At 40.2% G+C, this 26,186-nt stretch carries 35 protein-coding genes; 22 read left to right on the plus strand and 13 right to left on the minus strand.

Annotation, left to right across the window (positions count from 1 at the left end; genetic code table 11):
* Window positions 1–28: 28 nt before the first annotated feature.
* Together NSQ34_RS08600 and NSQ34_RS08605 are read left to right on the plus strand one after the other, a co-directional pair.
* The gene (locus NSQ34_RS08600) at window positions 29–409 is read left to right on the plus strand and encodes a NucA/NucB deoxyribonuclease domain-containing protein (protein ID WP_051149980.1); all 381 of its coding nucleotides are present in this window, start codon (window positions 29–31) and stop codon (window positions 407–409) included.
* A gap of 145 nt (window positions 410–554) precedes the next feature.
* Window positions 555–1,403 carry an STAS domain-containing protein gene (locus NSQ34_RS08605; RefSeq protein ID WP_176967406.1) on the plus strand — a complete coding sequence of 283 codons (849 nt, stop codon included), beginning with the start codon at window positions 555–557 and terminating at the stop codon, window positions 1,401–1,403.
* Window positions 1,404–1,435: 32 nt separating this feature from the next.
* Here the strand turns inward: NSQ34_RS08605 and NSQ34_RS08610 are convergent, their stop codons facing one another.
* Window positions 1,436–1,978, minus strand: coding sequence for an IseA DL-endopeptidase inhibitor family protein (locus tag NSQ34_RS08610; protein WP_041109224.1), 543 nt, complete (start codon window positions 1,976–1,978; stop codon window positions 1,436–1,438).
* A 295-nt stretch (window positions 1,979–2,273) separates the two neighbouring features.
* Here NSQ34_RS08610 and NSQ34_RS08615 point away from each other — a divergent pair, with 295 nt between their 5' ends.
* The gene (locus NSQ34_RS08615; protein WP_034283419.1) at window positions 2,274–2,717 is read left to right on the plus strand and encodes a hypothetical protein; all 444 of its coding nucleotides are present in this window, start codon (window positions 2,274–2,276) and stop codon (window positions 2,715–2,717) included.
* Between the two features lie 44 nt (window positions 2,718–2,761).
* Here the strand turns inward: NSQ34_RS08615 and lexA are convergent, their stop codons facing one another.
* A complete protein-coding gene (lexA, locus tag NSQ34_RS08620; protein ID WP_024425129.1) occupies window positions 2,762–3,382 on the minus strand; it encodes a transcriptional repressor LexA in 621 nt (206 codons plus the stop codon).
* Between the two features lie 158 nt (window positions 3,383–3,540).
* On the opposite strand from lexA, the gene yneA reads away from it, so the two are divergent.
* The 6 genes from yneA (at window position 3,541) to NSQ34_RS08650 (ending at window position 7,956) form a co-directional block, all read left to right on the plus strand.
* Entirely contained in the window at window positions 3,541–3,852 is a 312-nt protein-coding gene (gene yneA, locus NSQ34_RS08625) for a cell division suppressor protein YneA (protein ID WP_041117521.1), read from the plus strand.
* 17 nt (window positions 3,853–3,869) lie between these two features.
* The gene (locus tag NSQ34_RS08630) at window positions 3,870–4,517 is read left to right on the plus strand and encodes a recombinase family protein (RefSeq protein WP_025093247.1); all 648 of its coding nucleotides are present in this window, start codon (window positions 3,870–3,872) and stop codon (window positions 4,515–4,517) included.
* 69 nt (window positions 4,518–4,586) lie between these two features.
* Window positions 4,587–4,817, plus strand: a complete 231-nt coding sequence (locus NSQ34_RS08635; protein ID WP_024425132.1) for a DUF896 domain-containing protein — start codon at window positions 4,587–4,589, stop codon at window positions 4,815–4,817.
* 187 nt (window positions 4,818–5,004) lie between these two features.
* On the plus strand, window positions 5,005–7,008 hold the full coding sequence (gene tkt, locus NSQ34_RS08640) for a transketolase (protein WP_024425133.1): 2,004 nt from the start codon (window positions 5,005–5,007) through the stop codon (window positions 7,006–7,008).
* Between the two features lie 198 nt (window positions 7,009–7,206).
* On the plus strand, window positions 7,207–7,653 hold the full coding sequence (sirA, locus tag NSQ34_RS08645) for a sporulation inhibitor of replication protein SirA (protein WP_024425134.1): 447 nt from the start codon (window positions 7,207–7,209) through the stop codon (window positions 7,651–7,653).
* Between the two features lie 84 nt (window positions 7,654–7,737).
* A complete protein-coding gene (locus NSQ34_RS08650; RefSeq protein WP_003212379.1) occupies window positions 7,738–7,956 on the plus strand; it encodes a YneF family protein in 219 nt (72 codons plus the stop codon).
* 261 nt (window positions 7,957–8,217) lie between these two features.
* On the opposite strand, the gene NSQ34_RS08655 is transcribed toward NSQ34_RS08650, so the two are convergent.
* A complete protein-coding gene (locus NSQ34_RS08655) occupies window positions 8,218–8,385 on the minus strand; it encodes an aspartyl-phosphate phosphatase Spo0E family protein (RefSeq protein WP_008343814.1) in 168 nt (55 codons plus the stop codon).
* Window positions 8,386–8,599: 214 nt separating this feature from the next.
* Here NSQ34_RS08655 and NSQ34_RS08660 point away from each other — a divergent pair, with 214 nt between their 5' ends.
* Window positions 8,600–9,307: a cytochrome c biogenesis protein CcdA gene (locus NSQ34_RS08660; RefSeq protein ID WP_024427084.1), complete on the plus strand. Its 708-nt coding sequence runs from the start codon at window positions 8,600–8,602 to the stop codon at window positions 9,305–9,307.
* Between the two features lie 99 nt (window positions 9,308–9,406).
* Window positions 9,407–9,889: a CcdC protein domain-containing protein gene (locus NSQ34_RS08665; RefSeq protein WP_024425136.1), complete on the plus strand. Its 483-nt coding sequence runs from the start codon at window positions 9,407–9,409 to the stop codon at window positions 9,887–9,889.
* A gap of 20 nt (window positions 9,890–9,909) precedes the next feature.
* Here the strand turns inward: NSQ34_RS08665 and NSQ34_RS08670 are convergent, their stop codons facing one another.
* The 4 genes from NSQ34_RS08670 to sspO form a co-directional block, all read right to left on the minus strand.
* A complete protein-coding gene (locus tag NSQ34_RS08670) occupies window positions 9,910–10,338 on the minus strand; it encodes a DUF2621 domain-containing protein (protein WP_144496662.1) in 429 nt (142 codons plus the stop codon).
* A 262-nt stretch (window positions 10,339–10,600) separates the two neighbouring features.
* A complete protein-coding gene (locus tag NSQ34_RS08675) occupies window positions 10,601–11,002 on the minus strand; it encodes an Hsp20/alpha crystallin family protein (protein WP_041117524.1) in 402 nt (133 codons plus the stop codon).
* A gap of 102 nt (window positions 11,003–11,104) precedes the next feature.
* Window positions 11,105–11,251 (minus strand): small acid-soluble spore protein P, encoded by a 147-nt coding sequence (locus NSQ34_RS08680; protein ID WP_003211331.1) that lies wholly within the window; start codon window positions 11,249–11,251, stop codon window positions 11,105–11,107.
* Between the two features lie 16 nt (window positions 11,252–11,267).
* The gene (gene sspO, locus NSQ34_RS08685) at window positions 11,268–11,414 is read right to left on the minus strand and encodes a small acid-soluble spore protein O (RefSeq protein ID WP_342501069.1); all 147 of its coding nucleotides are present in this window, start codon (window positions 11,412–11,414) and stop codon (window positions 11,268–11,270) included.
* Between the two features lie 220 nt (window positions 11,415–11,634).
* Here sspO and acnA point away from each other — a divergent pair, with 220 nt between their 5' ends.
* The 7 genes from acnA to NSQ34_RS08720 all read left to right on the plus strand — a co-directional run bounded on the left by acnA (window position 11,635) and on the right by NSQ34_RS08720 (window position 16,430).
* On the plus strand, window positions 11,635–14,364 hold the full coding sequence (acnA, locus tag NSQ34_RS08690; RefSeq protein WP_101677143.1) for an aconitate hydratase AcnA: 2,730 nt from the start codon (window positions 11,635–11,637) through the stop codon (window positions 14,362–14,364).
* A gap of 66 nt (window positions 14,365–14,430) precedes the next feature.
* Window positions 14,431–14,934: a TlpA disulfide reductase family protein gene (locus NSQ34_RS08695; protein WP_024425141.1), complete on the plus strand. Its 504-nt coding sequence runs from the start codon at window positions 14,431–14,433 to the stop codon at window positions 14,932–14,934.
* Between the two features lie 73 nt (window positions 14,935–15,007).
* On the plus strand, window positions 15,008–15,133 hold the full coding sequence (locus NSQ34_RS08700) for an FbpB family small basic protein (RefSeq protein ID WP_003211002.1): 126 nt from the start codon (window positions 15,008–15,010) through the stop codon (window positions 15,131–15,133).
* Between the two features lie 51 nt (window positions 15,134–15,184).
* On the plus strand, window positions 15,185–15,328 hold the full coding sequence (locus NSQ34_RS08705) for an acid-soluble spore protein N (RefSeq protein WP_008357830.1): 144 nt from the start codon (window positions 15,185–15,187) through the stop codon (window positions 15,326–15,328).
* Between the two features lie 14 nt (window positions 15,329–15,342).
* Window positions 15,343–15,585 (plus strand): small acid-soluble spore protein Tlp, encoded by a 243-nt coding sequence (gene tlp, locus NSQ34_RS08710; RefSeq protein WP_024427090.1) that lies wholly within the window; start codon window positions 15,343–15,345, stop codon window positions 15,583–15,585.
* A gap of 107 nt (window positions 15,586–15,692) precedes the next feature.
* Window positions 15,693–16,115 carry a thioesterase family protein gene (locus NSQ34_RS08715; protein ID WP_024425143.1) on the plus strand — a complete coding sequence of 141 codons (423 nt, stop codon included), beginning with the start codon at window positions 15,693–15,695 and terminating at the stop codon, window positions 16,113–16,115.
* Window positions 16,116–16,118: 3 nt separating this feature from the next.
* Window positions 16,119–16,430, plus strand: a complete 312-nt coding sequence (locus tag NSQ34_RS08720; RefSeq protein WP_149126618.1) for a hypothetical protein — start codon at window positions 16,119–16,121, stop codon at window positions 16,428–16,430.
* Window positions 16,431–16,469: 39 nt separating this feature from the next.
* On the opposite strand, the gene NSQ34_RS08725 is transcribed toward NSQ34_RS08720, so the two are convergent.
* Window positions 16,470–16,757: a HesB/YadR/YfhF family protein gene (locus tag NSQ34_RS08725; protein WP_024425145.1), complete on the minus strand. Its 288-nt coding sequence runs from the start codon at window positions 16,755–16,757 to the stop codon at window positions 16,470–16,472.
* 97 nt (window positions 16,758–16,854) lie between these two features.
* Window positions 16,855–17,436, minus strand: a complete 582-nt coding sequence (plsY, locus tag NSQ34_RS08730) for a glycerol-3-phosphate 1-O-acyltransferase PlsY (RefSeq protein ID WP_024425146.1) — start codon at window positions 17,434–17,436, stop codon at window positions 16,855–16,857.
* A gap of 154 nt (window positions 17,437–17,590) precedes the next feature.
* Between plsY and NSQ34_RS08735 the strand changes: the two genes are divergently transcribed.
* From NSQ34_RS08735 to parC, 3 genes are all read left to right on the plus strand, one after another.
* Window positions 17,591–18,004, plus strand: coding sequence for a CoA-binding protein (locus NSQ34_RS08735; RefSeq protein ID WP_025093244.1), 414 nt, complete (start codon window positions 17,591–17,593; stop codon window positions 18,002–18,004).
* A 417-nt stretch (window positions 18,005–18,421) separates the two neighbouring features.
* Window positions 18,422–20,389, plus strand: a complete 1,968-nt coding sequence (gene parE, locus NSQ34_RS08740; protein WP_024425148.1) for a DNA topoisomerase IV subunit B — start codon at window positions 18,422–18,424, stop codon at window positions 20,387–20,389.
* Between the two features lie 2 nt (window positions 20,390–20,391).
* Window positions 20,392–22,830, plus strand: a complete 2,439-nt coding sequence (gene parC, locus NSQ34_RS08745; protein ID WP_041117532.1) for a DNA topoisomerase IV subunit A — start codon at window positions 20,392–20,394, stop codon at window positions 22,828–22,830.
* 53 nt (window positions 22,831–22,883) lie between these two features.
* On the opposite strand, the gene NSQ34_RS08750 is transcribed toward parC, so the two are convergent.
* The 3 genes from NSQ34_RS08750 to NSQ34_RS08760 all read right to left on the minus strand — a co-directional run bounded on the left by NSQ34_RS08750 (window position 22,884) and on the right by NSQ34_RS08760 (window position 24,755).
* The gene (locus NSQ34_RS08750; protein WP_254966705.1) at window positions 22,884–23,009 is read right to left on the minus strand and encodes a hypothetical protein; all 126 of its coding nucleotides are present in this window, start codon (window positions 23,007–23,009) and stop codon (window positions 22,884–22,886) included.
* 43 nt (window positions 23,010–23,052) lie between these two features.
* Complete coding sequence (locus NSQ34_RS08755) at window positions 23,053–23,388, minus strand: hypothetical protein (protein WP_176967404.1); 336 nt, start codon at window positions 23,386–23,388, stop codon at window positions 23,053–23,055.
* A 194-nt stretch (window positions 23,389–23,582) separates the two neighbouring features.
* Window positions 23,583–24,755 carry an MFS transporter gene (locus tag NSQ34_RS08760; protein WP_342501070.1) on the minus strand — a complete coding sequence of 391 codons (1,173 nt, stop codon included), beginning with the start codon at window positions 24,753–24,755 and terminating at the stop codon, window positions 23,583–23,585.
* Window positions 24,756–24,980: 225 nt separating this feature from the next.
* On the opposite strand from NSQ34_RS08760, the gene NSQ34_RS08765 reads away from it, so the two are divergent.
* Window positions 24,981–25,550, plus strand: coding sequence for a sugar O-acetyltransferase (locus NSQ34_RS08765; protein ID WP_065214409.1), 570 nt, complete (start codon window positions 24,981–24,983; stop codon window positions 25,548–25,550).
* Between the two features lie 136 nt (window positions 25,551–25,686).
* On the opposite strand, the gene NSQ34_RS08770 is transcribed toward NSQ34_RS08765, so the two are convergent.
* Complete coding sequence (locus NSQ34_RS08770) at window positions 25,687–26,121, minus strand: VOC family protein (protein ID WP_046311224.1); 435 nt, start codon at window positions 26,119–26,121, stop codon at window positions 25,687–25,689.
* Window positions 26,122–26,186 lie beyond the last annotated feature (65 nt).

The raw sequence follows: 26,186 nt of genomic DNA on the forward strand, positions 1-26,186 counted from the left end.
TGCTGTCGCCTTATGTTTTGTGATATGGATGGGCACGTTGTTTGGCGGATTTGGAGAGAAGCAGGCAGCAAAAGGGGCTGATCGATATGATCATGTCGTTCAATTTCCAAAGGAAAGGTACCCTGAAACAGGCAGTCATATTCAAGAAGCCATTCGAAAAGGGCATTCAGATGTGTGTACCATTGACCGAAATGGAGCAGATGCCCGCAGGCAAGAATCATTAAAAGGAATTCCGACAAAACCTGGCTTTGACCGGGATGAATGGCCAATGGCGGTTTGTCTTGAGGGAGGAAAAGGCGCAAGCGTTCAATATGTCAGTCCATCTGATAATAGGGGGGCAGGCTCATGGGTCGGGCATCAAATCAGCGGGTTTCCTGATGGGAAAAGAATATTATTCATTGTGAAATAAATCGGAAAGAGTCTCCCTTGAGTGGGGAGCTCTTTTGTTTATCATCAGAGCCTATTCGAGCTAGCAGGGTCAAAAGATTCAGTGGTACAATCAATCTATAAGGTACAAAGACTGACAAGAAGAAAATGTGAAGGGACATTTGCTTATGGATAAGAACCGTGCATTATACGATTTTTTTATGCAGCATGCAGAGAAGCTGACTGAAACATGGTATGAATCAATTGAGGACGATGATCCAGAATCCATATATCGTTCAACAGATTCCAGCATCATAGCTGAGCTAAAACGGCAGAATCAAGATTATTACCAGCATTTTATACGAGCTATTATTGAAGATAAGACGTATTTACATACTGAATTTAAAAAATGGTCTGAGGCATTAGCCAGTGACCCAAAGCATTTAAATACACCATTAGATTATGTCGTGAGAGAATACATGTCCAATCAAAGAGTGGTTCTGCATTACTTAAAAGAATTTATCAAACAGCGTCAAGATGAAATTGATATTGACCGCATCTTTTATTGGTATGATTTAATTTCCGAAGCGTTTAATATTTCAATCCATGTGTTTATCCAGCAATATGTGAAAAATACAACCGAAAAACTCGTGGCTCAAAGAGATATGATTTATGAATTGAGCTCGCCGGTAATTGTCCTAAAAAGCCAGATTGCGTTATTGCCATTAGTAGGTGACATTGACACAGCGAGAGCCAAGATTATTTTAGAAAATACGCTAAATCAGTGCTCGCAAAAAGGTGTTCAGCATTTATGTATTGATCTATCGGGTGTCGTCATGATTGATACAATGGTGGCTCATCAAATCTTTGATCTTGTCACGTCACTTCGGTTAATTGGAGTAGAGACGACCATTTCAGGGATTAGACCAGAAATTGCCCAAACAGCAGTGCAGCTTGGGCTTCCTTTTAATGAATTTCGCACGGCATCATCACTTGCTCACGCGCTGGACCGAATGACTGAATTTTCTTCAATATAAAAACCAGGCCGATGAAAGGCCTGGTTTTTTATTTAGATGACAGCGTCAATTTGTGTGACTTTCCAATTTTTTTGTACTTTTTCGTACGTAACAGTTCGTTTTACTTTGCGTCCATCAAGTGTTGGGACAGTAAATTCATATGTGCGGACCGTTTGTTTTTTAGAAACAAGTTTAGGTGTGGCTTTTTCCCAATTGAGCATGTTGTCTCCATCACCGACTGGAACAGCCATTTTGCCTTTATGAACAATGAACTGATAATCTTTTAAACCATGTTTGATGGCATCTTGAGTGAAAACTTGAGATAGGTAGCTGTTTAATTTTTTCTTTGTATCAAATGTTTTAGAAAGATAGTTGTACGTCATATCTTTATAGGTAAATGATTTTAATTTGACATTAGAATGGTCTTTAATTTTGTAGCCTGACATTGCACTCCAAAAATGTTCTCTTGCATCAAGGGCAATATGTAACGCTTCTTTATTTGTCAAAGCGGCTGATTTCTTGGAAGCGGCCAATGTTGTTGTTTGTAATGAGATCATAAGCATAATAGCAGTTAATAAAACAAATAATTTTTTCAAGGCGATTGCCTCCTTTTCTCAATGAAAACTTCTTATGTTACAAATGTTACAATAATTACAGTGATATTACAAGTATTAAATCTAAATGTTTTTTATTTCTTTTGTTTCTAATTATATAACGTTTGAGGGAGACAAAAAGTTTTCATTTTTTTTATTTTTCTTCTTAATCATTATTTAACCGTTCTAAAGAAGAACGAAACGTCTTTTGGAAAAATTTCTATTTAGACGTTTAACACTCTTTTTTATTTATGACATATACTGTCGTGATGAAAGTCTAAAGAAAGTGGTGTTTCGTATGTATCAACCGTATGAAGATATGTGGAATGGTTACTCATATGATAGGCAGATGCAGGGATTGCCATCGATTTCTATTCCTCAAATTGGAGGTTTTCCTGGGTTTCCGATTGGAGGAGGTACTTGGCCAGGTCAAGGGTCAGGCGGGCAATCGGCACCGCCAGCTCCGCCGCAGCATATCATTTCGCAGTATCAGCAAGCACTCTCTCAGCCTCAAAGTATGCAGTCGCTTATATCTGCGCAAAGTGCAGGAGGCCATCAAGCTGTTCATTTTGCAGCGGGCTGTAATAGAAGATGGACGATTGTGCTTTTGAGAAACGGCCAAGTATTTTTAATGTTCGTTCTTTCCTCACAGCCTTTTGGCCGAACAACTGGCTTTATATGGCCGAACTTTACATTTGGTTCCTTCCCAAGCTCAAGTATTCTTGCCTATTCTTGTGCATAAGAAAAAGCCGGTTCTCATCAGCAGCTGATGAATACCGGCTTTTTTTAATGAATATTTCGAAAAACGCCAATCACTTTACCTAGTATACTCACATTCTGTAAAATAATCGGTTCCATTGATGGATTTTCTGGCTGTAATCTAAAGTGTGTATCTTCTTTATAAAAACGTTTCACTGTCGCTTCATCTTCCTCTGTCATGGCGACCACAATATCTCCATTGTTAGCAGTGCTTTGCTGACGCACAATGACATAGTCCTTGTCCAAAATACCTGCATCAATCATACTTTCTCCCATAATTTCAAGCATAAACACTTGTTCGTCTGGTGCAGCAAATGTCTCTGGAAGAGGGAAGTATTCTTCTACATTCTCAACAGCTGTGATAGGAAGGCCTGCCGTTACTTTTCCGATGACTGGAACGTTCATTACAGCACTCTTTGGAATATTCATTTCCTCTTCATCTAGTACTTCGATCGCTCTAGGTTTTGTCGGGTCTCTTCTAATTAAGCCCTTTGTTTCTAGTCTAGCTAAATGTCCATGGACCGTTGAACTGGATGCTAGACCGACAGCTTCTCCAATTTCACGGACGGATGGGGGATAACCCTTGCTTTTTACTTCATCTTTGATGAATTTCAGGATATCGAGTTGTCTTTTTGATAGCTTCGTCATCTTTTGCACCTCAAAACGTCAATTTTAAAGAAATTATAGCATGTTTTTCCTAACAGTACAAACATAGGTTCGAAAAAACGTTTGACAGAAACGTTTGTTCGTATTTATAATGAGAGACAGAAAGAGCGAACACATATTCTATTAGGAGAGATGACATTATGAGGTTAAAAGAATCTATTATTTTTATTGGGGTATTCTCATTCATCGTTGGCATATTTCTCTCACTTATTGCAGTCACAAGCCATAATGATTCAAATCAATATGTTAAAATAGAGGTTCAATCAGGAGATACTCTGTGGGGGTTAGCTGATCAAGTAAATGACAGCAAATCAATCGACAAAAATGCATTTATTGACTGGGTAACAGAACACAATGATCTTGCTTCAACAGAAATCAAGCCTGGAGACATTCTTGTCATACCCGTGAAAAAAGAGCATCCAGTCGTATATCAGCTTGCAACAGTACAGTAGAAAGGTCGATTGAAGACATGAACGCAATCATTTATGCGAGAGTAAGCACTGTGAAAGAAGAGCAGGAAACCTCGCTGAAAAGACAAGAAGAAGAACTGCTGGCTTTAGCTGCCATGCACAAGATGAATGTGGTCAAAGTCATCAAAGAAAAAGCAAGTGGATATGAGCTAGATCGTGATGGCGTGTTTGAAATGCTTGCTGCACTGAAGGAAGAGTCGATCGATGCCGTTCTTATCCAAGATGAAACACGTCTTGGAAGAGGACAAGCAAAAATTGCGCTTCTTCATTGTCTATTTAAAGAGAACGTAAAGGTATACAGCGTGTTTCATAGAGGAGAGCTTGAGCTTTCAGAAGCAGATGAAATGGTCATCGAGATTGTAGGAGTCGTCGAAGAGTACCAACGGAAAATTCATAACCTGAAAATCAAGCGGGGGATGAAAAGGGCTGTTGAGCGCGGATATCAGCCTGAACTGAATTTAAGGCAGCAGAACCATGCACCTGGCCGTGAGCGTATTGAAGTGCCGATTTCAGAAATTGTTCGATTAAGAAAAAATAACATGACGTTCGCCGAAATTGCCGCAACTCTTCAGGCATTAGGTTTTGACATTTCAAAAGCAACGGTGCATAGAAGGTATCAAGAATATGAAAAAGGCTTTACCACCTAAAGCGTAATTTGTTGTCAAAATGATTGATATTTAGTAGTATGTAGAGAAAATGCTTTAAAGGAGTTTGTCATGATTTCTAAAGAACAGCTTGCAAGAATAAATGAGCTTTCAAAAAAATCGAAAGAGACCGGTTTATCAGACGCTGAAAAAACAGAACAAAAGCAGTTGAGAGAAGAGTATTTGAAAGCTTTTCGTTCTTCTATGAAAAATACACTTAAAACTGTTAAAATCGTTGACCCTGAAGGAAACGATGTTACACCAGAAAAATTAAAAAGAGAAAAAGATCAGAACCTTCATTAAGGCTGTGATTTCTTGAATTTTGAAAAGATGGGAAGAATATTCTCGTCTTTTTTCATATTTGCATAACTTTTTAGGTGATCGATAAACTAAATGTGACAAAATCCTTCTTTTTCAGCGTGAAATAGTTGTGAAAAAAGGACAGTAGATTTATGATAATGGTGTACACAAGATACGGAAGGGGATTTATATGGAAACGATTGAATTGAAATCTATTGCAACAATACGTACTCTCTCCATAGACGCAATTGAAAAAGCGAATTCCGGTCACCCAGGAATGCCGATGGGTGCTGCACCAATGGCGTACGCTTTATGGACGAATCACTTAAACGTAAGTCCGCAAAATCCAAATTGGTTTAACAGAGACCGCTTTGTTTTATCTGCGGGCCATGGTTCTATGCTTCTATACAGCATGCTTCATTTAAGCGGATACAATCTGAGCATTGATGATTTAAAACAATTCCGCCAATGGGGAAGCAAAACACCTGGACATCCTGAATTTGGACACACAGAAGGCGTAGACGCGACAACGGGTCCACTAGGCCAGGGAATTGCTATGGCAGTAGGAATGGCACTTGCAGAAAGACATCTTGCGGAAACGTATAACAAAGACAACTTTCATGTTGTAGACCACTATACATACAGCATTTGCGGAGATGGAGACTTAATGGAGGGAATTTCCTCTGAAGCAGCTTCACTTGCTGGTCATTTAGGCTTAGGCCGTTTAATCGTTCTTTACGATTCAAATGACATTTCTTTAGATGGCGACTTAGATCGTTCATTCTCTGAAAATGTGAAGAATCGTTTTGAAGCGATGAACTGGGAAGTTCTTTACGTGAAAGACGGCAACAACATCGAAGAAGTAACAGCTGCTATTGAAAAGGCGAAGCAAAGCACAGACAGACCTACATTAATCGAAGTGAAAACAACGATCGGTTTCGGATCGCCAAACCGTGCGGGAACGTCTGGTGTGCATGGTGCACCGCTTGGCAGCGAGGAAGCAAAGCTGACGAAGGAAGCTTACTCTTGGACGTTTGAAGAAGATTTCCATGTACCTTCTGAAGTGTACGATCATTTCAAAGAAGCTGTCAAAGACGCTGGACAGAAAAAAGAAGCAGCGTGGAATGAGCTGTTTGCGCAATACGAAAAAGAATATCCAGAGCTGGCAGCACAGCTGAAGCTTGCGATTGAAGGAAAGCTTCCTGAAAATTGGGATCAAGAGGTTCCTGTTTATGAAGCAGGTTCAAGCCTTGCCTCCCGCGCATCTTCTGGCGAAGTGTTAAATGGCATTGCAAAGCAAGTACCTTTCTTTATTGGCGGGTCTGCTGACCTTGCTGGATCAAATAAAACAACGATTAAAAACACGGATGATTTCGGTAAAAATAATTATGCCGGCAAAAACATTTGGTTCGGTGTCAGAGAGTTTGCAATGGGTGCAGCGCTCAATGGTATGGCACTTCACGGCGGTCTTCGTGTATTCGGCGGAACGTTCTTTGTTTTCTCAGATTACTTAAGACCAGCAATTCGTCTTGCTGCCTTAATGGGACTTCCAGTCACTTACGTCTTTACTCATGATAGTATCGCTGTTGGTGAAGATGGTCCGACGCATGAACCGGTTGAACAGCTTGCTTCACTGCGTGCGATGCCTAACCTTTCCGTTATCCGCCCAGCAGATGGAAATGAAACAGCTGCAGCGTGGAAACTAGCTGTATCTTCAACGGATAAACCGACAGCACTAGTTCTTACTCGTCAAAACCTTCCAACGATTGACCAGGCACCAGAGAAGGCATATGAGGGAGTAGAAAAAGGTGGATACGTTGTGGTTGAAGCAGCTGATGCACAGCCAGAAGCACTTCTACTCGCTTCAGGATCTGAGGTTGGTTTAGCCATTGAAGCGCAAAAGGCACTTGAAAAAGAAGGTATCCGCGCATCTGTTGTCAGCCTTCCTGCATGGGATCGCTTCGATCAGCAGTCAGACGAATACAAAGAATCCGTTCTTCCTAAAGCAGTACGTGCACGTATTGCAATTGAAATGGGTGCTTCACTTGGCTGGGAGCGTTACACTGGTCTTGATGGTGACGTGATTGCAATTGATAAATTTGGCGCTTCTGCACCAGGAGAAACCATTATCGAGAAATACGGCTTTACTGTCAGCAATGTAGTCAGCCGTGTGAAAGCGAAGCTGAATAAATAAACGGACTCCAAGCATCATGCTTTTTTGCTATCTGTTTGCAGAGCATTTTCATCCGCTCTGCAAACTTTTTTCTTTTTTCTTGTTTTTTTGACAAAACTAGTTTCTTCTTGCTTCATATATAGACAATTCTTTCTTTCACATTTTTGTATAATACAAGCAATAAACGAGATTGACGAAATGTGAAAGGAAGGGATAGACATGGAACGTCATTATTATATTTATTGGATTGAGGATGAATTTGCGCATCACTATTTTGGCAGAGAATCGATTTTGTTTCATTTGTTTGAGTCGTTACATTGGACGAACCGCACTGACGATGAGTTGGTTATGCTTGTGAAGCAAGTGGATTATGTGACGAAACGAATCCCTGCTTTTCATATGCACCAGCGTCTAATGAATAACTTAACGAACATTCACTATACACAAATAGGCTCGATTTACAGCGCTTCCTTACCAGATGGAAAAGGAACTGCAGCATTTATTATTAAAGACCGGTATATTCAAATGTCTGCCACTGGCAGTTATGAGGCAGAAGCGGTGTTTTTTGAAGTGCTGAGAAAAATCAGCCCTTGTTTTCTTGCGATGGACTTTAGTTCAAAGAAACACGGATGGCTCAATCCAGTAAAAGTGAGGAATTTTGTTTAAAAAAATAAAATTGAACGTGAAATGTTGTATAATAGCCTTTTGTTTAGTACACTTTATACGAGACAACATGAAGGAGGAAGAATTATGGATTTATGGGTTGTCATCCTTGTAGGCGTTGTTGCACTGCTTGCAGGAGTTGCACTCGGATTCTTTATTGCTCGTAAGTATATGATGAGCTATTTGAAAAAGAATCCACCGATTAATGAACAAATGCTTCGAATGATGATGATGCAAATGGGCATGAAACCGTCCCAGAAGAAAATCAATCAAATGATGAAAGCCATGAACAACCAAGCGAAATAATACGTACGATATTATGATCATAGATGGAACATGGTTTTAAAGAATGGACAAGCGTTGTCCTTTCTTTATTCAATTCACCTTCATCAGACGCTTAAAACCACTGTACTTGCATGAATGAAGCAGGGAAGGTGGTTTTTATTATGGCGTCAAGAGTATGTGAAAAACAAAAAACCCCTATGTCAGAGGTTTTTGTTTCGTTTATGGTCACACATATCAACTGTTCTAAAAATGGTGCGGCATGTTTGATATCATGAAGTATGATTAGTTGGCTGAGTTTGAGTGTAAGTGTCGTTGATATTGTAAGAGGAGATGATCTAGCTGCTGGCTATGTTCGATGGTCACTGTTGATGTCATCCCATTATGCAAGACAACTTTCATCAGCTCTTCTCTTTTTTCTTCGATTTGAGTTAATAATGATGTTTTTACCAAAGTCATGTTCCTTTCATGCAAATCTTGATAAAAAGAATCGATTCTATTATATCCATTTTAAGGTTTATTTTCAAATTTAAAGGATTCATTATCTTGATGTCAAATTAAATTATATAAGGTTTTAAGAGAATAGACCATCTTTATTGAGATGATGTAAAAAAAATGAAATGATTTTGTCATCTCTTATTGTATATTGTAAGAAGGGGGTGTTCTTTTGACAGATTTGAATTACTTTTTAGCATTTGGAGCAGGATTTCTTTCTTTTATTTCACCGTGCTGTCTGCCGCTTTATCCAGCGTTTTTATCTTATATTACGGGCGTTAGTATAGATGAAGTGAAATCAGAGAAGGTGATGCTGAGAAGAAGAAGTCTGCTTCATACTTTATTCTTTTTAGTTGGGTTCTCTATTATATTTATTGCGATTGGCTTTGGGACATCGTTTGTCGGGAAGTTTTTTAATGATTATCATCAAGCGATTCGTCAAATTGGAGCCATCCTCATTATTTTCTTTGGTTTTATGACTCTTGGCGTATTCAAGCCCTCTTTCCTCATGGGCGAAAAGAGAATCCAGTTCAAAAACCGTCCTGCTGGTTTTTTTGGATCTATTCTCATCGGAATGGGCTTTGCCGCTGGATGGACACCTTGTACAGGACCTATTTTATCTGCTGTCATCACACTGGCGAGTAACCATCCTGAGTCGGCGGTTATGTATATGATTGCGTATGTTTTTGGATTTGCCGTCCCGTTTTTTATTCTCTCCTTTTTCATTACGAAAATGGCTTGGATCAGAAAACGTCAGCAGCTCATCATGCGAATTGGCGGAATCATTATGATTGTGGTAGGGATTTTGCTGTTCTTTGATCTTCTGACATGGATTATCATCATGTTCTCATCATTGTTTGGCGGCTTTACAGGCTTTTGAAATCGTTTTCTACAGTCGCGGCGAGGCGAATGGTTTTTTTTCGTCAATTGGAGTATATTATACATAGGCTGACCTTAAAGAATAAAGGAATGATTTGATATGATGATCTTGATCTCTTCTATAATTGCGGTATGTATGGCGGTGGCCGTCATGTTTATTCGCATTAAGTCATCTGCAAAACCTGCAACTGCGAAAAAAATTATTTTACCTCCTATTTTCATGAGCACTGGCGCATTGATGTTTTTTGTTCCTATGTTTCGGGTAACTGGAGCTGAATTTCTAGAAGCGATCACAGTGGGGATGTTTTTCTCTATATTTTTAATCAAAACATCTAAGTTTGAAATTAGAGGTAATGACATCTACTTAAAACGGTCAAAAGCATTTGTGTTCATTCTCATTGGACTTCTTGTCCTTCGTATCGGGATGAAGACCATCTTGAGTTCTTCTATTGATTATGGTTCATTAAGCGGGATGTTTTGGATTCTTGCCTTTGGCATGATCGTGCCTTGGCGGGTTGCCATGTATTTATCGTTTAGAAAGCTGTCTAAACAATTAGATCCGCAGCAGATTCAAATGAATTAAACCTCCTTTTTTAAAGGAGGTTATTTTAATAACGATTCATATGGCGAGTGATCAATGTTTTTTTCTTGAAGGCGCTTCAGTAAAAACTTATGATCCCGCTTTGGTGTGGCCATAATGTAGCCGCGAATGATTAAGTCTAAATTAATGCTGGCAGCCTGTTCTTTTAATGCCAGCTCACCGATTTTACCTGCAATTTTTTCTTTGGCAACATCTCTAAACAGCTCTGGAACAGGTAATACGAGTTCATTTAACAGCTGTTTGTCCTCATCCCGCCATAGGTGAAGGCTCTTTTGAATATATTCATCCTGCCAATCAAGCTCTGATTTCCCATCTTCCTTTGGCAATCGTTTTAAAAACTTGCGAAACATAAAAAAGCCACCGATTGCGAGTAATCCGATCATCACTGTACCCCAAAATAAAATGAACCACATAAACCAGCCGCTTAACATGTTCTCACTCCTTATACCCCTTATCTCTCTATTTTATATTACATGAAGAGAGGATAGAAGAAAATAACAAAAATGTATGTCTATGATCTCTATAAATGCCCTTTTTCATTGATAGCCGCCCATTTACTAGAATGACCCAAACCAATTAATAGAAAAAGAATACATTATCATATAGCGACTCTACTATTTGGCCATGGTGGTTCGCAAAAGGTATTGACTTGAAACGAACGGGAAGAGAGCCCACCTATATAAAGGTGGGCTCTTAATGTTTGAAGTGCGGGATTTGAAAGGAAAATGCACCGTTTGGATGGTCGGAACATTTTTTAATTTTGATCGATATGACTCGGTTTTCATAATCTGTTTCAATGTCTTTGTCGTTTAAATAAAAAGGGAGCATCACGCTTTTTTCAATTGGCTGTTCGCCTTCACCATTTGCATGTTGTACTGTGTAAGTCAACGTCAGCTCATGTCCAGCGAAGGTCAGCTTTACATCAGTGATCGATAAGGTGGAGACATCGATTTCGATAATATAATCACGGCTTGTTTCATAAAGATCAATTGGGAGGTGTTCATCATACCAGGCAAATGGATCATCCATTAAAACATTGAGCCAATCATCTATTTCAATAAAATCAGAGGAATTCGATTGCTTTTCATTCTCCATAAACACTCCTCCATCACATCTCATAATAAATCATATGATGAAAATAGAAATGTGTGAAAGACCTAAAACATCCCGTGTGGTCACGGGATGAGAGGGGGATCATTACATATCATGATGAGAATTGTGCTTTTGTCTTGTATGGTTGCGGTTTTTCACTTTTTTACTGCCTGATAACGGCTCAGGCTGACCGCCTTGATGCTCCTTAGGAGAGTTTTGACGGATGTCTTTCCCTGTGTTTTTATTCGTCATGATGTTTGGCTCCTTCTTATTGATTCTTTTTACGTTTTTTATTGTTTTGCCTTTGTTCTTCTGTTAAAACGAGCTGATCATCTTCCGTATAGCCTGCGCCATTACCCTGGCTTTTGGCTACGTTCATGCCATTCATGACATGATTCGCTTTGCGTTTTGTCATGTTTTATCACCTCATTTGTAGTATGAGCCCGCCCCGCTTCGTTTATGAAGAGTAATCATTTCCTAATGATAAGTTAAACTTATTGAATTTAATAAAAGCATTGTTATTTACTTATGTATGAATTTGTTTTAAGATGAAATTGTGAGAAAATTGTGGTGAAATACGACGATTTTTCTGAGAATTGAAATTGATCTTGATCATCAAAAGGGGGATTTTGGACATGTCGAAACAGCAGCAAGTCGCTAAACAAGACGCTTTTCAATCTAGAAAAACGTTTTCGACAAATGGGAAAACGTATCACTATTATTCGTTAGAAGCACTAGAGAAACAAGGAATTGGAAATGTTTCTAAGCTGCCTTATTCCATTAAGGTACTTTTAGAATCAGTGCTTCGGCAAGTAGACGGTAGAGTGATCAAGAAGGAACACGTTGAAAACTTGGCAAAATGGGGAACTGCCGAGGTAAAAGAAATTGATGTTCCATTTAAACCTTCTCGAGTTATTTTACAAGACTTCACGGGTGTACCAGCAGTCGTTGACCTTGCTTCTTTAAGAAAAGCAATGGCAGATGTAGGCGGGGATCCGGATAAAATCAACCCTGAAATTCCAGTTGACCTTGTTATTGACCACTCAGTACAAGTTGATAAAGCTGGAACTGAAGATGCATTAAACATTAACATGGACTTAGAATTCGAACGTAACGCAGAGCGTTATAACTTCCTTAGCTGGGCAAAGAAAGCGTTTAATAACTACCAAGCTGTTCCGCCTGCAACAGGAATTGTTCACCAAGTGAACTTAGAGTATCTTGCAAGTGTTGTTCATGCGATTGAAGAAGATGGCGAGATCATCACTTACCCAGATACATTAGTTGGAACTGACTCTCATACAACGATGATTAACGGTATCGGTGTACTTGGATGGGGCGTTGGCGGTATCGAAGCGGAAGCTGGTATGCTTGGTCAGCCTTCATACTTCCCAGTCCCAGAAGTGATTGGTGCTAAATTAGTTGGAGAGCTTCCAAACGGAACAACTGCAACCGACCTTGCATTAAAAGTCACACAAGTCCTTCGTGAAAAAGGCGTAGTGAACAAGTTCGTTGAGTTCTTCGGACCTGGTGTTGCACAATTGCCGTTAGCAGATCGTGCAACAATTGCGAACATGGCGCCAGAATACGGTGCTACTTGCGGATTCTTCCCAGTAGATGAAGAAGCGCTTGCTTACCTGCGCCTCACTGGACGTGATGAAGAGCAAATTAATATCGTTGAGGAATATTCTCGTGCAAATGGCTTATTCTATACGCCAGATGCAGAAGAACCAATTTTTACTGATGTTGTGGAAATTGATCTTTCTAAAATTGAGTCAAACTTATCTGGTCCTAAACGTCCACAAGATTTGATTCCACTTTCTCAAATGAAAGAAACGTTCCATCAACACATCGAAAGCCCAGCTGGTAACCAAGGGTTTGGCTTAGATAAATCAGAGCTTGATAAACAAATCGAATTTAATCTTGCAAACGGTGAAAAAGCTGTGATGAAGACAGGTGCGATTGCGATTGCAGCGATTACAAGCTGTACGAATACATCGAACCCATACGTGTTAATCGGAGCAGGTCTTGTTGCGAAGAAAGCAAGTGAGCTCGGTATGAAAGTGCCAAACTACGTCAAAACGTCACTAGCACCGGGTTCTAAAGTTGTAACAGGCTACCTTGTGAATTCGGGACTTCTTCCATATTTAAGAGACCTCGGATTTAACATTGTTGGATATGGCTGTACAACATGTATCGGAAACTCTGGACCGCTTGAGAAAGAAATTGAAGATGCAGTCTCTGAAAATGACCTGCTGATCACTTCTGTTTTATCAGGTAACCGTAACTTTGAAGGTCGTATTCATCCGCTTGTGAAAGGGAACTATCTTGCATCTCCACCATTAGTTGTGGCTTATGCACTTGCTGGTACGGTGAATATTGATTTAACAAAAGATCCTATCGGTGTCGATAAAAATGGCGAGAACGTTTATTTCAATGACATTTGGCCATCAATGGATGAAATCAACAGCGTCGTTAAAAGCACTGTCACACCTGAGCTATTCCGTTCAGAGTATGAAACAGTTTTTGACAACAATGAACGATGGAATGAAATTAAAACGACGGATGATGCATTGTACAAATGGGATGAAAATTCCACATACATTGATAACCCGCCATTCTTTGAAAACTTATCAGTTGAACCTGGTAAAGTTGAACCGCTTAAAGGCTTGCGCGTCGTTGCGAAGTTCGGTGACTCTGTCACAACTGACCATATTTCTCCTGCTGGAGCGATTGGTAAGGACACACCGGCGGGCAAATACTTGCAAGAAAGAGGCGTATCGCCTAGAGACTTTAACTCATATGGATCCCGCCGTGGTAACCACCATGTCATGATGAGAGGGACTTTTGCAAACATCCGTATTAAGAACCAAATTGCACCAGGAACAGAAGGCGGTTATACAACTTACTGGCCAACTGGTGAAGTGACATCGATTTATGATGCATGCATGCGTTATAAAGAGGATGGAACAGGTCTTGCGATCTTAGCAGGTAAAGACTACGGAATGGGTTCTTCACGTGACTGGGCTGCTAAAGGAACAAACCTTCTTGGAATTAAATTTGTTCTAGCTGAAAGCTTTGAGCGTATCCACAGAAGTAACCTTGTCTTCATGGGCGTACTTCCTCTGCAGTTTAAAGATGGAGAAAGTGCAGAAACTCATGGTCTAACAGGAACAGAAACATTTGAAGTTCATGTTGACGAAACAGTTCGTCCACGTGATCTCGTCACTGTGAAAGCAATTGACACAGATGGAAACGAGAAAACGTTTGAAGTGGTGGTTCGCTTTGACAGTGAAGTCGAAATTGACTACTATCGTCATGGCGGTATCCTTCAAATGGTACTTCGCGAAAAATTGGCAAGCAACTAATACAGCAAAGAAGAGAAGGCGATCCAACAGCTTTCTCTTCTTTTTTAAAATAGTGGAGGATCAATCATGTGGAAAAAAGGAATGGCAAGCGCTGTTTTACTTGTGTTGATTGGTTTACTTGCGTGGAATTTATTTGGGCCAAAAGAGCCCGCAATCGGTCTTGAAAAAGGTGATCAAGCCCCTGATTTTGAACTGAAAACCCTTGATGGCAAAACCGCCTCGTTATCTGATTACCGAGGGAAAAAGGTGCTCGTCAATTTCTGGGCGACATGGTGTAAGCCGTGCAGGACGGAAATGCCGGATCTAGACGCGATTAGGAGCGAAAATGACCAAGTTGAAGTACTAGCAGTGAATTTAACGACCACTGAAAAGAGTGTGGATCATGTGGCAGCATTCACAAAAGAATTAAAGGTGAGCTTTCCTGTTTTATTGGACCAAAAAGGCATTCAAGCAAGATATCAGGTGCTTTCATACCCAACGACATACATATTAGATGAAAAAGGACGCATCATGTCTGTGAAGCATCAAATGCTGACAAAAAAAGAAATTGAAAAAGAGCTGGATCTATAATGATTCAGCTCTTTTGCTTATTTTCTAACTGTTTTGGCGAAAATGTAATCATACATATATGGAGGTGAGTGGAATGAGAAGAAGAAAACGACGCACATTTGAAGAGCTTGTGCTTGAAAATAAAAAAGAATTATTAAGCAATGAGGAATTTTTAAACCAGCTTGAAGAAAAGTTGGAAGAGCGATTTAGACAGAAATAAGTTATGAATTATCCGTTTTCGTTCATCCTAAAGAAGAGGGAGGGATGAATAATGGGTAGAGAGCATGATAAACAAGCGCAGTTTACACCAGACCATTTAGGGACAAAACCTGTAGCATACAAACGGAATAAAGGTAAAAAGATGCATAATAAATCAAATGAACAGCCTGATGTGATACAGACGAAGGGCGAATAAGGAGGGGAATCATCATGAATAACGAGTCATATCAATCCAATCCAGATGATCGTTCTGATAATGTTGAAAAGCTGCAAGATATGATCGAGAACACACTTGACAATATCGATGAATCTGAAGCAGCGATGTCCGTTTCGACAGAGACAGAAAAGCAAATGATCAAACAAAAAAACGAAAACCGCAAAATGAGTATTGACGCGATGCGTTCTGAGATCAAGGACGAAGAAGCGGCAAGAAAGAATGGCTATACCGAATAAACCAGGGATTCCTGGTTTATTTTATTGCCTCTTTTTAGAAGAACCATTTGGAATGTGGTAAAATGGCAGAGACAGACCTTAGGTTTTGATAGGAGAGCGATGAAAACGTGTATGTATCCAAAAAAGAAATAGAAGTCCGTTATGCAGAAACAGATCAAATGGGCATCGTGTATCATGCCAATTATTTAATTTGGATGGAAGTCGGCAGAACAGCATTGATTAAAGAATTAGGGTTTTCCTATGCGCAGCTAGAAGCAGATGGTGCTCTTGCACCTGTGATAGACTTGCAGGTTCAATATAAAAAACCATTGCTGTACGGTGAAACAGCAACCGTTCATACATGGATTGAAGAATATAATGGTGTCAAAACGGTGTATGGCTATGAAATTCAAAAACCTGATGGACAAACAGCGATTACAGGGACAACCTCACATATATGTGTGGATAAAGACACCTTTAGACCTATTCAATTTAGAAAAGCCTTTCCTGCCTGGCATAAAGTATATGAACAGTCGAAGAAGCAGGTTTAATTTATGGCTTTTGGTATTAAACGAAGCGATTTAAACGCTTGGAAATCAGCTGTCCAGCAAGGAAAAGTTGCTTTTTTAACACACTACTGGCTCGATGACCGTTTTCCAAATGCCAATACTGTCACAAAAGCAGCCTGTCAGGATATGAAGCGGTTAGTTGAGTGGGGAGAAAGACATGGACTAAAAAAAGAATGGATTCATGACCGCGAAGGGTTTCCTCATTTTGACTTGATCGGTGAGCCGCAAAAAAGAATTCTGCAAAAGGAACGATCTTTAGGGAAGATTCAGGAGTATGGGCTGTATATTGAAGTGTAAAACAAAAAAGATACCCGAGGGATGAGGTATCTTTTTTGTTTATTCATAATGAAATTCTGGTTCTTTCACGGACTCGTTATAATCAATATGCAGATCATGGTTGTCAAAGTACCAAATATCACTTTCCTCAATAAAGAAAGTAATACCTTCTATTTCAGCGGTTGCGCCGGCATTTTGAGGTTCATCTTTTGCGACGCCGAGAGAAAAGCCTTTTTGTACATTACTGCACCCGCCATATCTCACAAAAAAGCGAACTTGATCACCTTTTTCTAAATCTAATTCATCCTTGTACCAATTGAGTGCATCTTCTTTTATCGTTAATTTCAATGTGATCGCCCCTTTTTGAAGTCATGCTGTTTTTAAAATGCAGGATGCAAAAACAGCTTTTCTTTACTTTTACCACATATTTAAATGGATGAAACGGCTAGAGCCATTTGATTTTCGGTTCAGTTTTGTTGAGAATTCGTTTGAGGTTGGCGATGTGTCTGTAGATCACAAAGCCAGCAAGAACGGCAACAACAATGATTAAGAATAGGTCTTTGGTGAATATGCTGTAAATGAATGTATAGATCCCTGTCAGCATAGATGATAGTGAAACATATTTACTAATGTATAAAAATAAGAAAAAAGCAGCGATCATCGTGATAAATAGGAATGGGGCATAAAATAGCAGCACACCGCCTGATGTAGCGACTGCCTTTCCCCCTTTAAATTTTGCAAAGACAGGAAAGCTGTGACCGATAACAGCAGCAACTCCTGCTAATAAGGGATGGATGTCCAGCTGCATGAAAAACGGTAAAGCTGAAGCAAGCGTCCCTTTTAGGATATCAGCAGTAATCACAATAGACCCTGCTTTTACGCCAAGTGTACGAAATGCATTCGTCGCACCTAGGTTTCCGCTGCCATGTTCACGGATATCGATACCCTTTGCAGCTTTCCCGACAATGAGACCGGATGGAATACTGCCGAGAAGATAAGCCAAAATAAACATCAAAGCAATTAACATCTGCATAACTCCTTTATATTCTCCCTCTTGTCTTACATTTTAACATGATCTTGTGAAAAACATGGGGAACTTTTTTTGAAAAAATCGAAAGCAGATGGATTCGGCTTTGTTTTTAAGCAGAAATTCGCTAAAATGGAGGAAAAGGAGTGTCTTGATGAACAATCCTACGAAAGAAGAAATCGGCCGTATATTAAAAAGCAGTAAACGAATTGCTGTTGTTGGATTATCAGATCAGCCGCACCGGACGTCTTATATGGTGTCTAAGGCGATGCAGGATGCCGGGTATGAGGTGATCCCAGTGAATCCAACGATCGATGAAGCACTCGGTGTGAAAGCAGTCGCTTCTTTAAAAGATATAAAAGAGCCTGTTGATATCGTCAATGTCTTTAGACGTTCAGAGTTTTTACCAGAGGTGGCAGAAGAGTTTCTCGAAATAGACGCACCTGTTTTTTGGGCGCAGCAAGGCATATATCACGAAGAAGCGAAAAGGCTGATTGAGGAAAATGGCAAGGTCGCCATCATGGATTTATGTATCAAGGTGGCTCATGCGATGACAAAAACTCATTAAATCGTCAAAAATCCTTGGTTTTTCAAGGATTTTTGCTTTTTTGTTGCAGAAATATATTTGCGATTCTGAAAGAAAGCGATAAAATAAGGCGACAGGGACATATCGGCGGCCTTGCATATCGAGAAAAAGAGCGATAAGATAAATATAGAACATTTGTTCTGTTTTGCTAAAACCATCATATGATTGCATTTGGCTTATGAAACAGTCTTGTTTATAATGGACTTCTAGTTCTGATTGCAGAATGTAGAATGATTCTCATAGCTGTGCAAAAGAGCATGTATTGGTGAATGACACATGCATGATGATGATGCAGCTTATTAAAGTGGACAGTAATGAGCAGCATGATCATCATTAAAATCTAGAGAGATCATTTGATGATTAGCCGGTTATGTTTGTTAGTGAAAGGGGATTAAGCATTTGGTTAAAAAGCAGCAAGTAGATTATAACGATGATTCTATTCAGGTGCTAGAGGGGCTTGAAGCGGTCCGTAAACGTCCAGGGATGTATATTGGATCTACAGATTCGCGCGGTCTTCATCACCTTGTCTATGAGATTGTAGACAACTCTGTCGATGAAGTGCTCGCTGGCCATGGAGATCATATCATTGTCAAAATACATAAAGATAACAGCATTTCCGTCCAAGATAAAGGGCGTGGAATGCCTACTGGTATGCATAAGCTTGGAAAACCGACACCTGAGATCATTTTAACGGTCCTGCACGCAGGCGGAAAATTTGGTCAAGGCGGATATAAAACAAGTGGTGGACTTCACGGAGTTGGGGCATCTGTTGTGAACGCGCTGTCAGAATGGCTCACTGTCACAATTGAACGTGACGGATTTATTTATCATCAGCGGTTTGAAAACGGCGGTAAACCTGTCACATCACTCGAAAAAATCGGAAAATCGAAAAAAACGGGGACACTGATTCATTTTAAGCCGGACCCTACCATGTTCAGTGTTACGACCTATAATTTCGATACATTATCAGAGCGTTTAAGAGAATCTGCCTTTTTATTAAAAGGGTTAAAAATAGAGCTGATCGATGAACGGCATGATGTACAAGAAACGTTTTATTATGAGACAGGCATTGAAGCCTTTGTTGCTTATTTAAATGAAGAAAAAGATGTTCTGAGTGAAGTCGTCTCATTTGAAGGAGAGCATCAGTCCATTGAAGTAGATTTTGCTTTTCAATTTAATGATGGCTATTCGGAAAATATCCTTTCTTTCGTTAATAACGTCAGAACAAAAGATGGCGGAACACATGAGTCTGGTGCCAAAACGGCCATGACGAGAGCCTTTAACGAATATGCTCGCAAAGTCGCTCTTTTAAAAGAAAAAGACAAAAATTTAGAAGGCACTGATATTCGCGAAGGACTGTCAGCTATTATTTCTGTCAGAATTCCTGAAGAGCTGCTTCAATTTGAAGGGCAGACAAAAGGAAAGCTTGGGACAAGTGAGGCACGTTCAGCTGTTGATGCTGTCATTTCTGAAAAACTTGCGTATTTCCTTGAAGAAAACCGGGAAACAGCCACTCTTCTCGTGAAAAAAGCGATTAAAGCGCAGCAGGCAAGAGAGGCTGCTAGAAAAGCCCGTGAAGAGGCAAGGAGCGGCAAGAAAAGGAAAAAGTCTGAAGCCACGCTGAGCGGAAAATTAACACCTGCTCAATCTAGAAACCCAGCAAGAAACGAACTATATCTAGTAGAGGGTGACTCTGCGGGCGGGTCAGCAAAACAGGGGCGCGACCGTAAATTCCAGGCGGTGCTGCCGCTGCGCGGAAAGGTCATCAATACAGAAAAAGCAAAGCTTGCTGATATTTTCAAAAACGAAGAAATCAACACCATTATTCATGCAATTGGTGGAGGCGTCGGAGTCGACTTTAATGTAGAAGACATCAATTATGACAAAATCGTGATCATGACAGATGCGGATACGGATGGAGCGCATATTCAAGTGCTTCTCTTAACATTCTTCTACCGCTATATGAAGCCGCTGATTGAGCATGGCAAAGTGTTTATTGCACTCCCGCCTTTATATAAAGTCAGCAAAGGCTCAGGGAAAAAAGAGATTATTGAGTACGCATGGTCTGATGAAGAAATGGATGACGTACTGAAGAAAGTTGGAAAAGGGTACACGATTCAGCGCTACAAAGGTTTAGGTGAAATGAATGCCGACCAGCTATGGGAAACGACAATGAATCCAGAATCGAGAACACTTGTCAGGGTCAAAATTGATGATGCTGCACGTGTGGAACGCCGCGTCACAACTCTAATGGGTGACAAAGTAGAACCACGCCGTAAATGGATTGAAAAGAATGTCGCCTTTGGACTTGATGAGGAAAGCAACATTCTTGAAAATGAAAACTTGTCGCTAGCTGAGGAGGTTTAAACATGGCACAACAAGAACGATTTCATGATTTACCATTAGAAGAAGTAATCGGCGACCGCTTTGGCCGCTATAGTAAATATATTATCCAAGACCGTGCGCTTCCAGATGCACGTGATGGACTAAAACCTGTACAAAGAAGAATTTTATATGCGATGTATGCAGAAGGAAATACGCAGGATAAAAACTTCCGTAAAGCCGCTAAAACAGTTGGTAACGTGATTGGTAACTATCACCCGCACGGGGACTCATCTGTTTATGAAGCGATGGTAAGAATGAGTCAGGAGTGGAAAGTACGGAATGTACTGATTGAGATGCATGGGAATAACGGGAGTATCGATGGAGATCCGCCTGCTGCCATGCGTTATACGGAAGCAAGGCTGTCTGCTATTGCTTCAGAGCTTTTAAAGGACTTAGACAAGGAAACGGTCGAATTTGTCGCAAACTTTGATGATACAAGTAAAGAGCCCGTTGTATTACCAGCGATGTTCCCAAACCTTCTTGTAAACGGATCAACAGGGATTTCAGCCGGGTATGCCACAGATATCCCTCCGCATCACTTGGGAGAAGTCATTGATGGCGTTATTAAACGAATCGAACAGCCGCATTGTACGGTTGAGGATTTAATGACGGTCATCAAAGGGCCAGATTTCCCAACAGGCGGTATCATTCAAGGTGTAGACGGTATTAAGAAGGCGTATGAAACAGGAAAAGGAAAGATTATGATTCGAGGCAAAGCGGAGATTGAAACCATCCGCGGCGGACGCCAGCAAATCGTGATTACAGAAATTCCTTACGAAGTGAATAAGGCGAACCTTGTCAAAAAGATGGACGAGTTCCGAATTGAAAGAAAAGTAGAAGGCATTTCAGAGGTCCGAGATGAGACAGACCGTACTGGGCTTCGAATCGTAGTAGAGCTGAAAAAAGAAGCAGATGCAAATGGTGTGCTGAATTTCTTATATAAAAACTCAGATCTGCAAATCCCATATAACTTTAATATGGTAGCGATACATAATCGAAGACCGACCTTAATGACGCTGACAACTATACTAGATGCATATATTGCCCATCAAAAAGAAGTGGTGACGAACCGCTCAGCGTACGAGCTTCGAAAAGCGAAGGAACGCCACCATATTGTCGACGGTTTAATTAAGGCACTTTCCATCTTAGATGAAGTCATTGCCACAATCCGCTCCTCTAATGATAAGCGTGATGCAAAGAACAACTTGATGGCGAAATATGACTTTACAGAAGCACAATCAGAAGCGATTGTTTCACTCCAGTTATATCGTTTAACGAATACAGATATTACGCAATTAAGAGACGAAGCAAGAGAGCTAGATGTGCGGATAGCAGAGCTTGAAGACATTTTAGCGAACGAGAAAAAGCTGCTGAAGGTCATTACAAACAGCCTGAAAAAGCTCAAAAAGACATATGCTGATGAGAGAAGATCCGTTATTGAGGAAAAAATCGAAGAAATTAAGATTAACCTTGAAGTGATGATCGCATCAGAGGATGTTTATGTGACAGTCACGAAGGATGGTTACATCAAGCGAACAAGCCAGCGCTCCTATGCTGCCTCTAACGGTAAGGACTTTGGCATGAAGGATACTGACCGTTTGATTCATCAGTTTGAAATGAATACAACGGATGTTCTTCTGCTGTTTACGAATAAAGGAAGCTACATTTATTGTCCTGTTCATCAGCTGCCAGATATTCGCTGGAAAGACATGGGGCAGCATATTACGAATATCATTTCGATTGATCGCGAGGAATCAATCCAAAAAGCCATTCCAATAAAAGAATTTGATGAAACATCATATCTTTTATTCTTTACGAAAGGCGGAATGGTGAAGAAAACAGAGCTTCTTCAATATAAAGCGCAGCGTTATTCGAAACCGCTTGTCGCCTTGAACCTAAAAGGTGACGATGAACTCGTCGATGTTCATGTCACAACAGGACAGCAGGAATTGTTTATTGCAACGAAAAATGGTTACGGTTTGTGGTTTGATGAAGAAGAAGTAAGTGTTGTTGGACCGAGAGCGGCCGGTGTCAAAGGAATCAACTTGAAGGAAGGGGACGAGGTAGTCTCTGGCCAGATCATTGATCCGAAAAACGATGTCCTTGTGCTCACGACACAAAGAGGGGCTGTAAAGCGAATGAACCTCTCTGAATTTGATAAAACATCAAGAGCGAAACGCGGAGTTCTTATGCTGAGAGAATTAAAGAAAAACCCGCACCGTATTGTGGCTGTGATCGCTGCAGCGCTGCACGATACACTTGAGATAGATACCGAAAAAGGTACAACGATTCCACTTGATATTTCTACTTTAAGAGCAAATGACCGCTATAGCAATGGATCATTTATTGTAGATGAGGAAGAGCAGGGAGAAGTGACTCATGTCCTTCTGACACCTGAACCTGCACCAGATGATAATAAATAAGCAAACGAAAACCCCCTGCGACTGGCAGGGGGTTTCTTTTATATACGGGTCATTTAGCTCTCGTGGTTGCCAAACATGCTTGTAATGGCGTGCACTACTTCAATTCCTTGGTAGACGAAAAGAGAAAGTGAAGTGACAGAGAAAAGACCTAGAATGAAAATTCTTAAGAAAAATAACATCGTGTAAAACCTCCCAATTTTTGTTTTGATTTAGATGGTTGGGTTAAACACGAGCTTGTCGGAAATAAGAAGATTGATAGAACACTGCAAGTAAATGCTTCTTTTTCCGGTCAAATCGATCAGTATGAGTGAGGCGTGCAAATCCAGCTGTCATACTGCCAATAATCAGCAGTGCTGTAAATGCGGCAAATACTGCGTTCACATGTTTTTGTTTCTTTTCATCGCCCATTGTCTGGACGATTTTCATTTCATGTGATTCTTGATCGGCAACCACCTTAGCATGATGGTATACCTGAACGGAATGAGGCATTGAGAACAAATGAAAACTTGCAAGTGCTATGCATAAAACACCTAATTTTAATAGCATATTTTTTTTCATTTTTCTCACCCCTTCCTGGTTATTTTCATGATCTTACCACGTTTTCAGTTATTTGAAAAGTCTTATTTTTTTACTTTCCCTCTTTAAAAAAGCGATAAACATCACGACATCTATAGGACTGTTTCACTTCATGAAAGGTTTCAATTTTATTTTTTAAATTTAAAAAAAGTGCCATGATCATGGATCAGACACTTTTAGTGAGTTTGTAATGAATGCGGTTTTGCTACAGCTTTAGTAAAGATTCCTGCAATACATATGGCAAATAGAACAAAGATAAAGGCATGAAGCAGTCCTACTTGATTGGCAAGCAGCCCTAATATAGGAGGACCGGAAAGGGAGGCTGTGTAACCAGATAAGGTCACAATACTGACGCGTTTGACAGCGTACCGGCTATCATCGCCAGCTGCAGAAATGGTCAGCGGAAAGCCTAAAGATGCGCCAAGTCCCCATAAAAAGATCGATATCATATATACAACAAGTGAAATTTTTAAAATGACTAAAAATAGGCCGGCAGCTGCTGATAAAATCGCAACTCTTAGCAATAACACTCTGCCAAAGCGATCGATCAAACGTCCGCTGATCAGTCTGCCGCTAATCATGCCGCACAAAAACAAAGCATAGATGACTGTACTCATGGAATGTGAAACTTGGTAGCCATCTACCATTGCAAGTGGAATCCAATCATTGGCCGAGCCTTCGACAAATGCAAGACATAAGGCGATCATCGCAAGAGATATCGTTCGTTTGTTCAGCCATGCCGTTTGACTAGACTCAACTGTATCGGGCTGCTTCTCATGCTGATCCTTTCCTGTCCCATGCGGGATAAACCGTGTACAAATCAATATGCTGAGGAACAGCAGAAGGGCAATAGCGAGAAGGTGTATCAATACAGAGATGCCTAGATGGATAAAAAGAATACCAGCACCTGCTCCAATTAAAGTCCCAATACTAAAGGAAGCGTGCAATATAGGCAGAATGGTTTTCTTGATGCTGTATTCAATCTCTGTTCCTTCTAAGTTCATCGCTACATTACACATGCCAGAGCCTGCGCCAAAAAGAAAAAGACCGGCAGTGACGACAAAGATAGAAGAGAGCGTTGAACCAATGGCAAGAGTAGTGAATCCAAGGAACATCAAAAAAGCACTGATCACAATCGCCACTCGGCCGCCTTTTTTGCGGACGAATACATTTGAAAGAACAAGCCCAACAATTGAACCAACAGATAAACCGAGTAAAATAAGTCCCATTGTTCCTGTGTTTGCTTGTAATAAATCTCTCACTTCCGGTGTCCGTGAAAACCATGTAGAAATGGAGATTCCAGACATCGTAAAGATCACAATAATTGCTTTATACCACTTTAATTCCATCTAATCCCTCACATTTAAAGATATATATGTTATTGAACAAATCTACTCGATTATAAATGAGACTTGCTGATTCGTAAATAACTTGCTGGAGGAACAAGGTCAATTCTAGTCAAAAGAAATCATTCCTTCCCAATTCTTATGATGAGAAGGTAAAATAAACATAAAGGGGGCGGTAGGATGTAATCATATCGCATCGGTATAAATAGAAGGGAGGAGGAGATCAACATGAAAAGTGAAAAGGAAAAAATGATCCAAGGAGAACATTATGTATCTAGTGACCAAACACTGATCGCAGATCGTGAAAGAGCCAGACAATTGACATACGCATATCAGCAAACCAATCAGCAAGAAAAAAGAACATCCATTTTAAAGGAATTATTAGGCGCTTGCGGAAATGATGTCGTTTTTGAAGGAAGACTGCAGTGCGATTACGGATACAATATCGAGATTGGTGAGCATTTTTTTGCAAATTTTGATGCAGTATTTTTAGACGTTTGCAAAATTACCATTGGACATCACTGTTTATTAGGTCCGAATGTACATATTTATACGGCTGGACACCCGCTTGATCCGATAGAACGTGCAAAGGGCATTGAATTCGGCAAACCAGTCACCATTGGAAACCATGTATGGATTGGCGGCGGTGCTATTATTAATCCAGGTGTCACAATTGGTGACAATGCTGTCATTGCATCTGGTGCCGTTGTGACAAAAAGTGTTCCAGCAAACGTGGTGGTTGGCGGAAATCCTGCGAAAATCATTAAATATCTTGATGAATCAAAATCTGGCGAATAAACGGCAGATTTTGATTTTTTCTATTTTGTCTCAATAAGATAAGTATACTTAATTATGAGACAAGAGAAATTCGTTTAATGGATAACTTCCTAGAATATATATTATGTAAACTAGGAAATGAGAATACATATTAGCGTCATTCCATTATTTGAATCTCCATCCCCCATGATGTTGTGATATAGAAAAATCCAAGAGGGCTCAGCTCTCTAACTTTAACATCAGGCTGTTCTGCAAAATATTTCAAAGCCTCTTCTATATTGGTCACTGTAATAGCTAAATGAGCTACACCGATATCACTCGGTTTTAGGTGAACATTCTGTTGATCTGGCGTCGACCATTGGACCAGTTCGATCTTTCTACCGCCGTATTGCAAAAATGCCGCCCCTTCTACAACTGAATGATCGTGAACCCCAAAGTATCTTTTAAAACTATCGTCTTCAAAGTGCATCCGTCCTGGCCGGAACAAGACTTCAAAACCCAAAATATTAGTGAAGAATTCAACTGCTGCTTCGATATCGGGTACTACAAATCCTGAATGCTCTATTGTGCCTTGAAAAATTGTATTTTTCATATCGCTAAACCCCTTTGATTTTTTTGGAAGTAAACGATTAATTATAAAGTAGTATTTAATGCAGC

The organism is Bacillus sp. FSL P2-0069 (genome assembly GCF_038593315.1).
GTDB lineage: Bacteria > Bacillota > Bacilli > Bacillales > Bacillaceae > Bacillus > Bacillus safensis.

Coding starts and splice junctions, on each gene's coding strand:
- NSQ34_RS08695 (WP_024425141.1), top strand. CDS start 14,431: ATGTGGAAAAAAGGAATGGCAAGCGCTGTTTTACTTGTGTTGATTGGT.
- NSQ34_RS08665 (WP_024425136.1), top strand. CDS start 9,407: ATGATGATCTTGATCTCTTCTATAATTGCGGTATGTATGGCGGTGGCC.
- sspO (WP_342501069.1), bottom strand. CDS start 11,414: ATGACAAAACGCAAAGCGAATCATGTCATGAATGGCATGAACGTAGCC.
- NSQ34_RS08705 (WP_008357830.1), top strand. CDS start 15,185: ATGGGTAGAGAGCATGATAAACAAGCGCAGTTTACACCAGACCATTTA.
- NSQ34_RS08670 (WP_144496662.1), bottom strand. CDS start 10,338: ATGTTAAGCGGCTGGTTTATGTGGTTCATTTTATTTTGGGGTACAGTG.
- tlp (WP_024427090.1), top strand. CDS start 15,343: ATGAATAACGAGTCATATCAATCCAATCCAGATGATCGTTCTGATAAT.
- parC (WP_041117532.1), top strand. CDS start 20,392: ATGGCACAACAAGAACGATTTCATGATTTACCATTAGAAGAAGTAATC.
- NSQ34_RS08720 (WP_149126618.1), top strand. CDS start 16,119: ATGGCTTTTGGTATTAAACGAAGCGATTTAAACGCTTGGAAATCAGCT.
- NSQ34_RS08600 (WP_051149980.1), top strand. CDS start 29: ATGGGCACGTTGTTTGGCGGATTTGGAGAGAAGCAGGCAGCAAAAGGG.
- NSQ34_RS08635 (WP_024425132.1), top strand. CDS start 4,587: ATGATTTCTAAAGAACAGCTTGCAAGAATAAATGAGCTTTCAAAAAAA.
- acnA (WP_101677143.1), top strand. CDS start 11,635: ATGTCGAAACAGCAGCAAGTCGCTAAACAAGACGCTTTTCAATCTAGA.
- sirA (WP_024425134.1), top strand. CDS start 7,207: ATGGAACGTCATTATTATATTTATTGGATTGAGGATGAATTTGCGCAT.
- NSQ34_RS08755 (WP_176967404.1), bottom strand. CDS start 23,388: ATGAAAAAAAATATGCTATTAAAATTAGGTGTTTTATGCATAGCACTT.
- NSQ34_RS08605 (WP_176967406.1), top strand. CDS start 555: ATGGATAAGAACCGTGCATTATACGATTTTTTTATGCAGCATGCAGAG.
- NSQ34_RS08615 (WP_034283419.1), top strand. CDS start 2,274: ATGTATCAACCGTATGAAGATATGTGGAATGGTTACTCATATGATAGG.
- NSQ34_RS08765 (WP_065214409.1), top strand. CDS start 24,981: ATGAAAAGTGAAAAGGAAAAAATGATCCAAGGAGAACATTATGTATCT.
- NSQ34_RS08675 (WP_041117524.1), bottom strand. CDS start 11,002: ATGGAGAATGAAAAGCAATCGAATTCCTCTGATTTTATTGAAATAGAT.
- plsY (WP_024425146.1), bottom strand. CDS start 17,436: ATGTTAATTGCTTTGATGTTTATTTTGGCTTATCTTCTCGGCAGTATT.
- NSQ34_RS08760 (WP_342501070.1), bottom strand. CDS start 24,755: ATGGAATTAAAGTGGTATAAAGCAATTATTGTGATCTTTACGATGTCT.
- NSQ34_RS08700 (WP_003211002.1), top strand. CDS start 15,008: ATGAGAAGAAGAAAACGACGCACATTTGAAGAGCTTGTGCTTGAAAAT.
- lexA (WP_024425129.1), bottom strand. CDS start 3,382: ATGACGAAGCTATCAAAAAGACAACTCGATATCCTGAAATTCATCAAA.
- tkt (WP_024425133.1), top strand. CDS start 5,005: ATGGAAACGATTGAATTGAAATCTATTGCAACAATACGTACTCTCTCC.
- NSQ34_RS08770 (WP_046311224.1), bottom strand. CDS start 26,121: ATGAAAAATACAATTTTTCAAGGCACAATAGAGCATTCAGGATTTGTA.
- NSQ34_RS08630 (WP_025093247.1), top strand. CDS start 3,870: ATGAACGCAATCATTTATGCGAGAGTAAGCACTGTGAAAGAAGAGCAG.
- NSQ34_RS08750 (WP_254966705.1), bottom strand. CDS start 23,009: ATGTTATTTTTCTTAAGAATTTTCATTCTAGGTCTTTTCTCTGTCACT.
- NSQ34_RS08650 (WP_003212379.1), top strand. CDS start 7,738: ATGGATTTATGGGTTGTCATCCTTGTAGGCGTTGTTGCACTGCTTGCA.
- yneA (WP_041117521.1), top strand. CDS start 3,541: ATGAGGTTAAAAGAATCTATTATTTTTATTGGGGTATTCTCATTCATC.
- NSQ34_RS08735 (WP_025093244.1), top strand. CDS start 17,591: ATGAACAATCCTACGAAAGAAGAAATCGGCCGTATATTAAAAAGCAGT.
- NSQ34_RS08680 (WP_003211331.1), bottom strand. CDS start 11,251: ATGACGAATAAAAACACAGGGAAAGACATCCGTCAAAACTCTCCTAAG.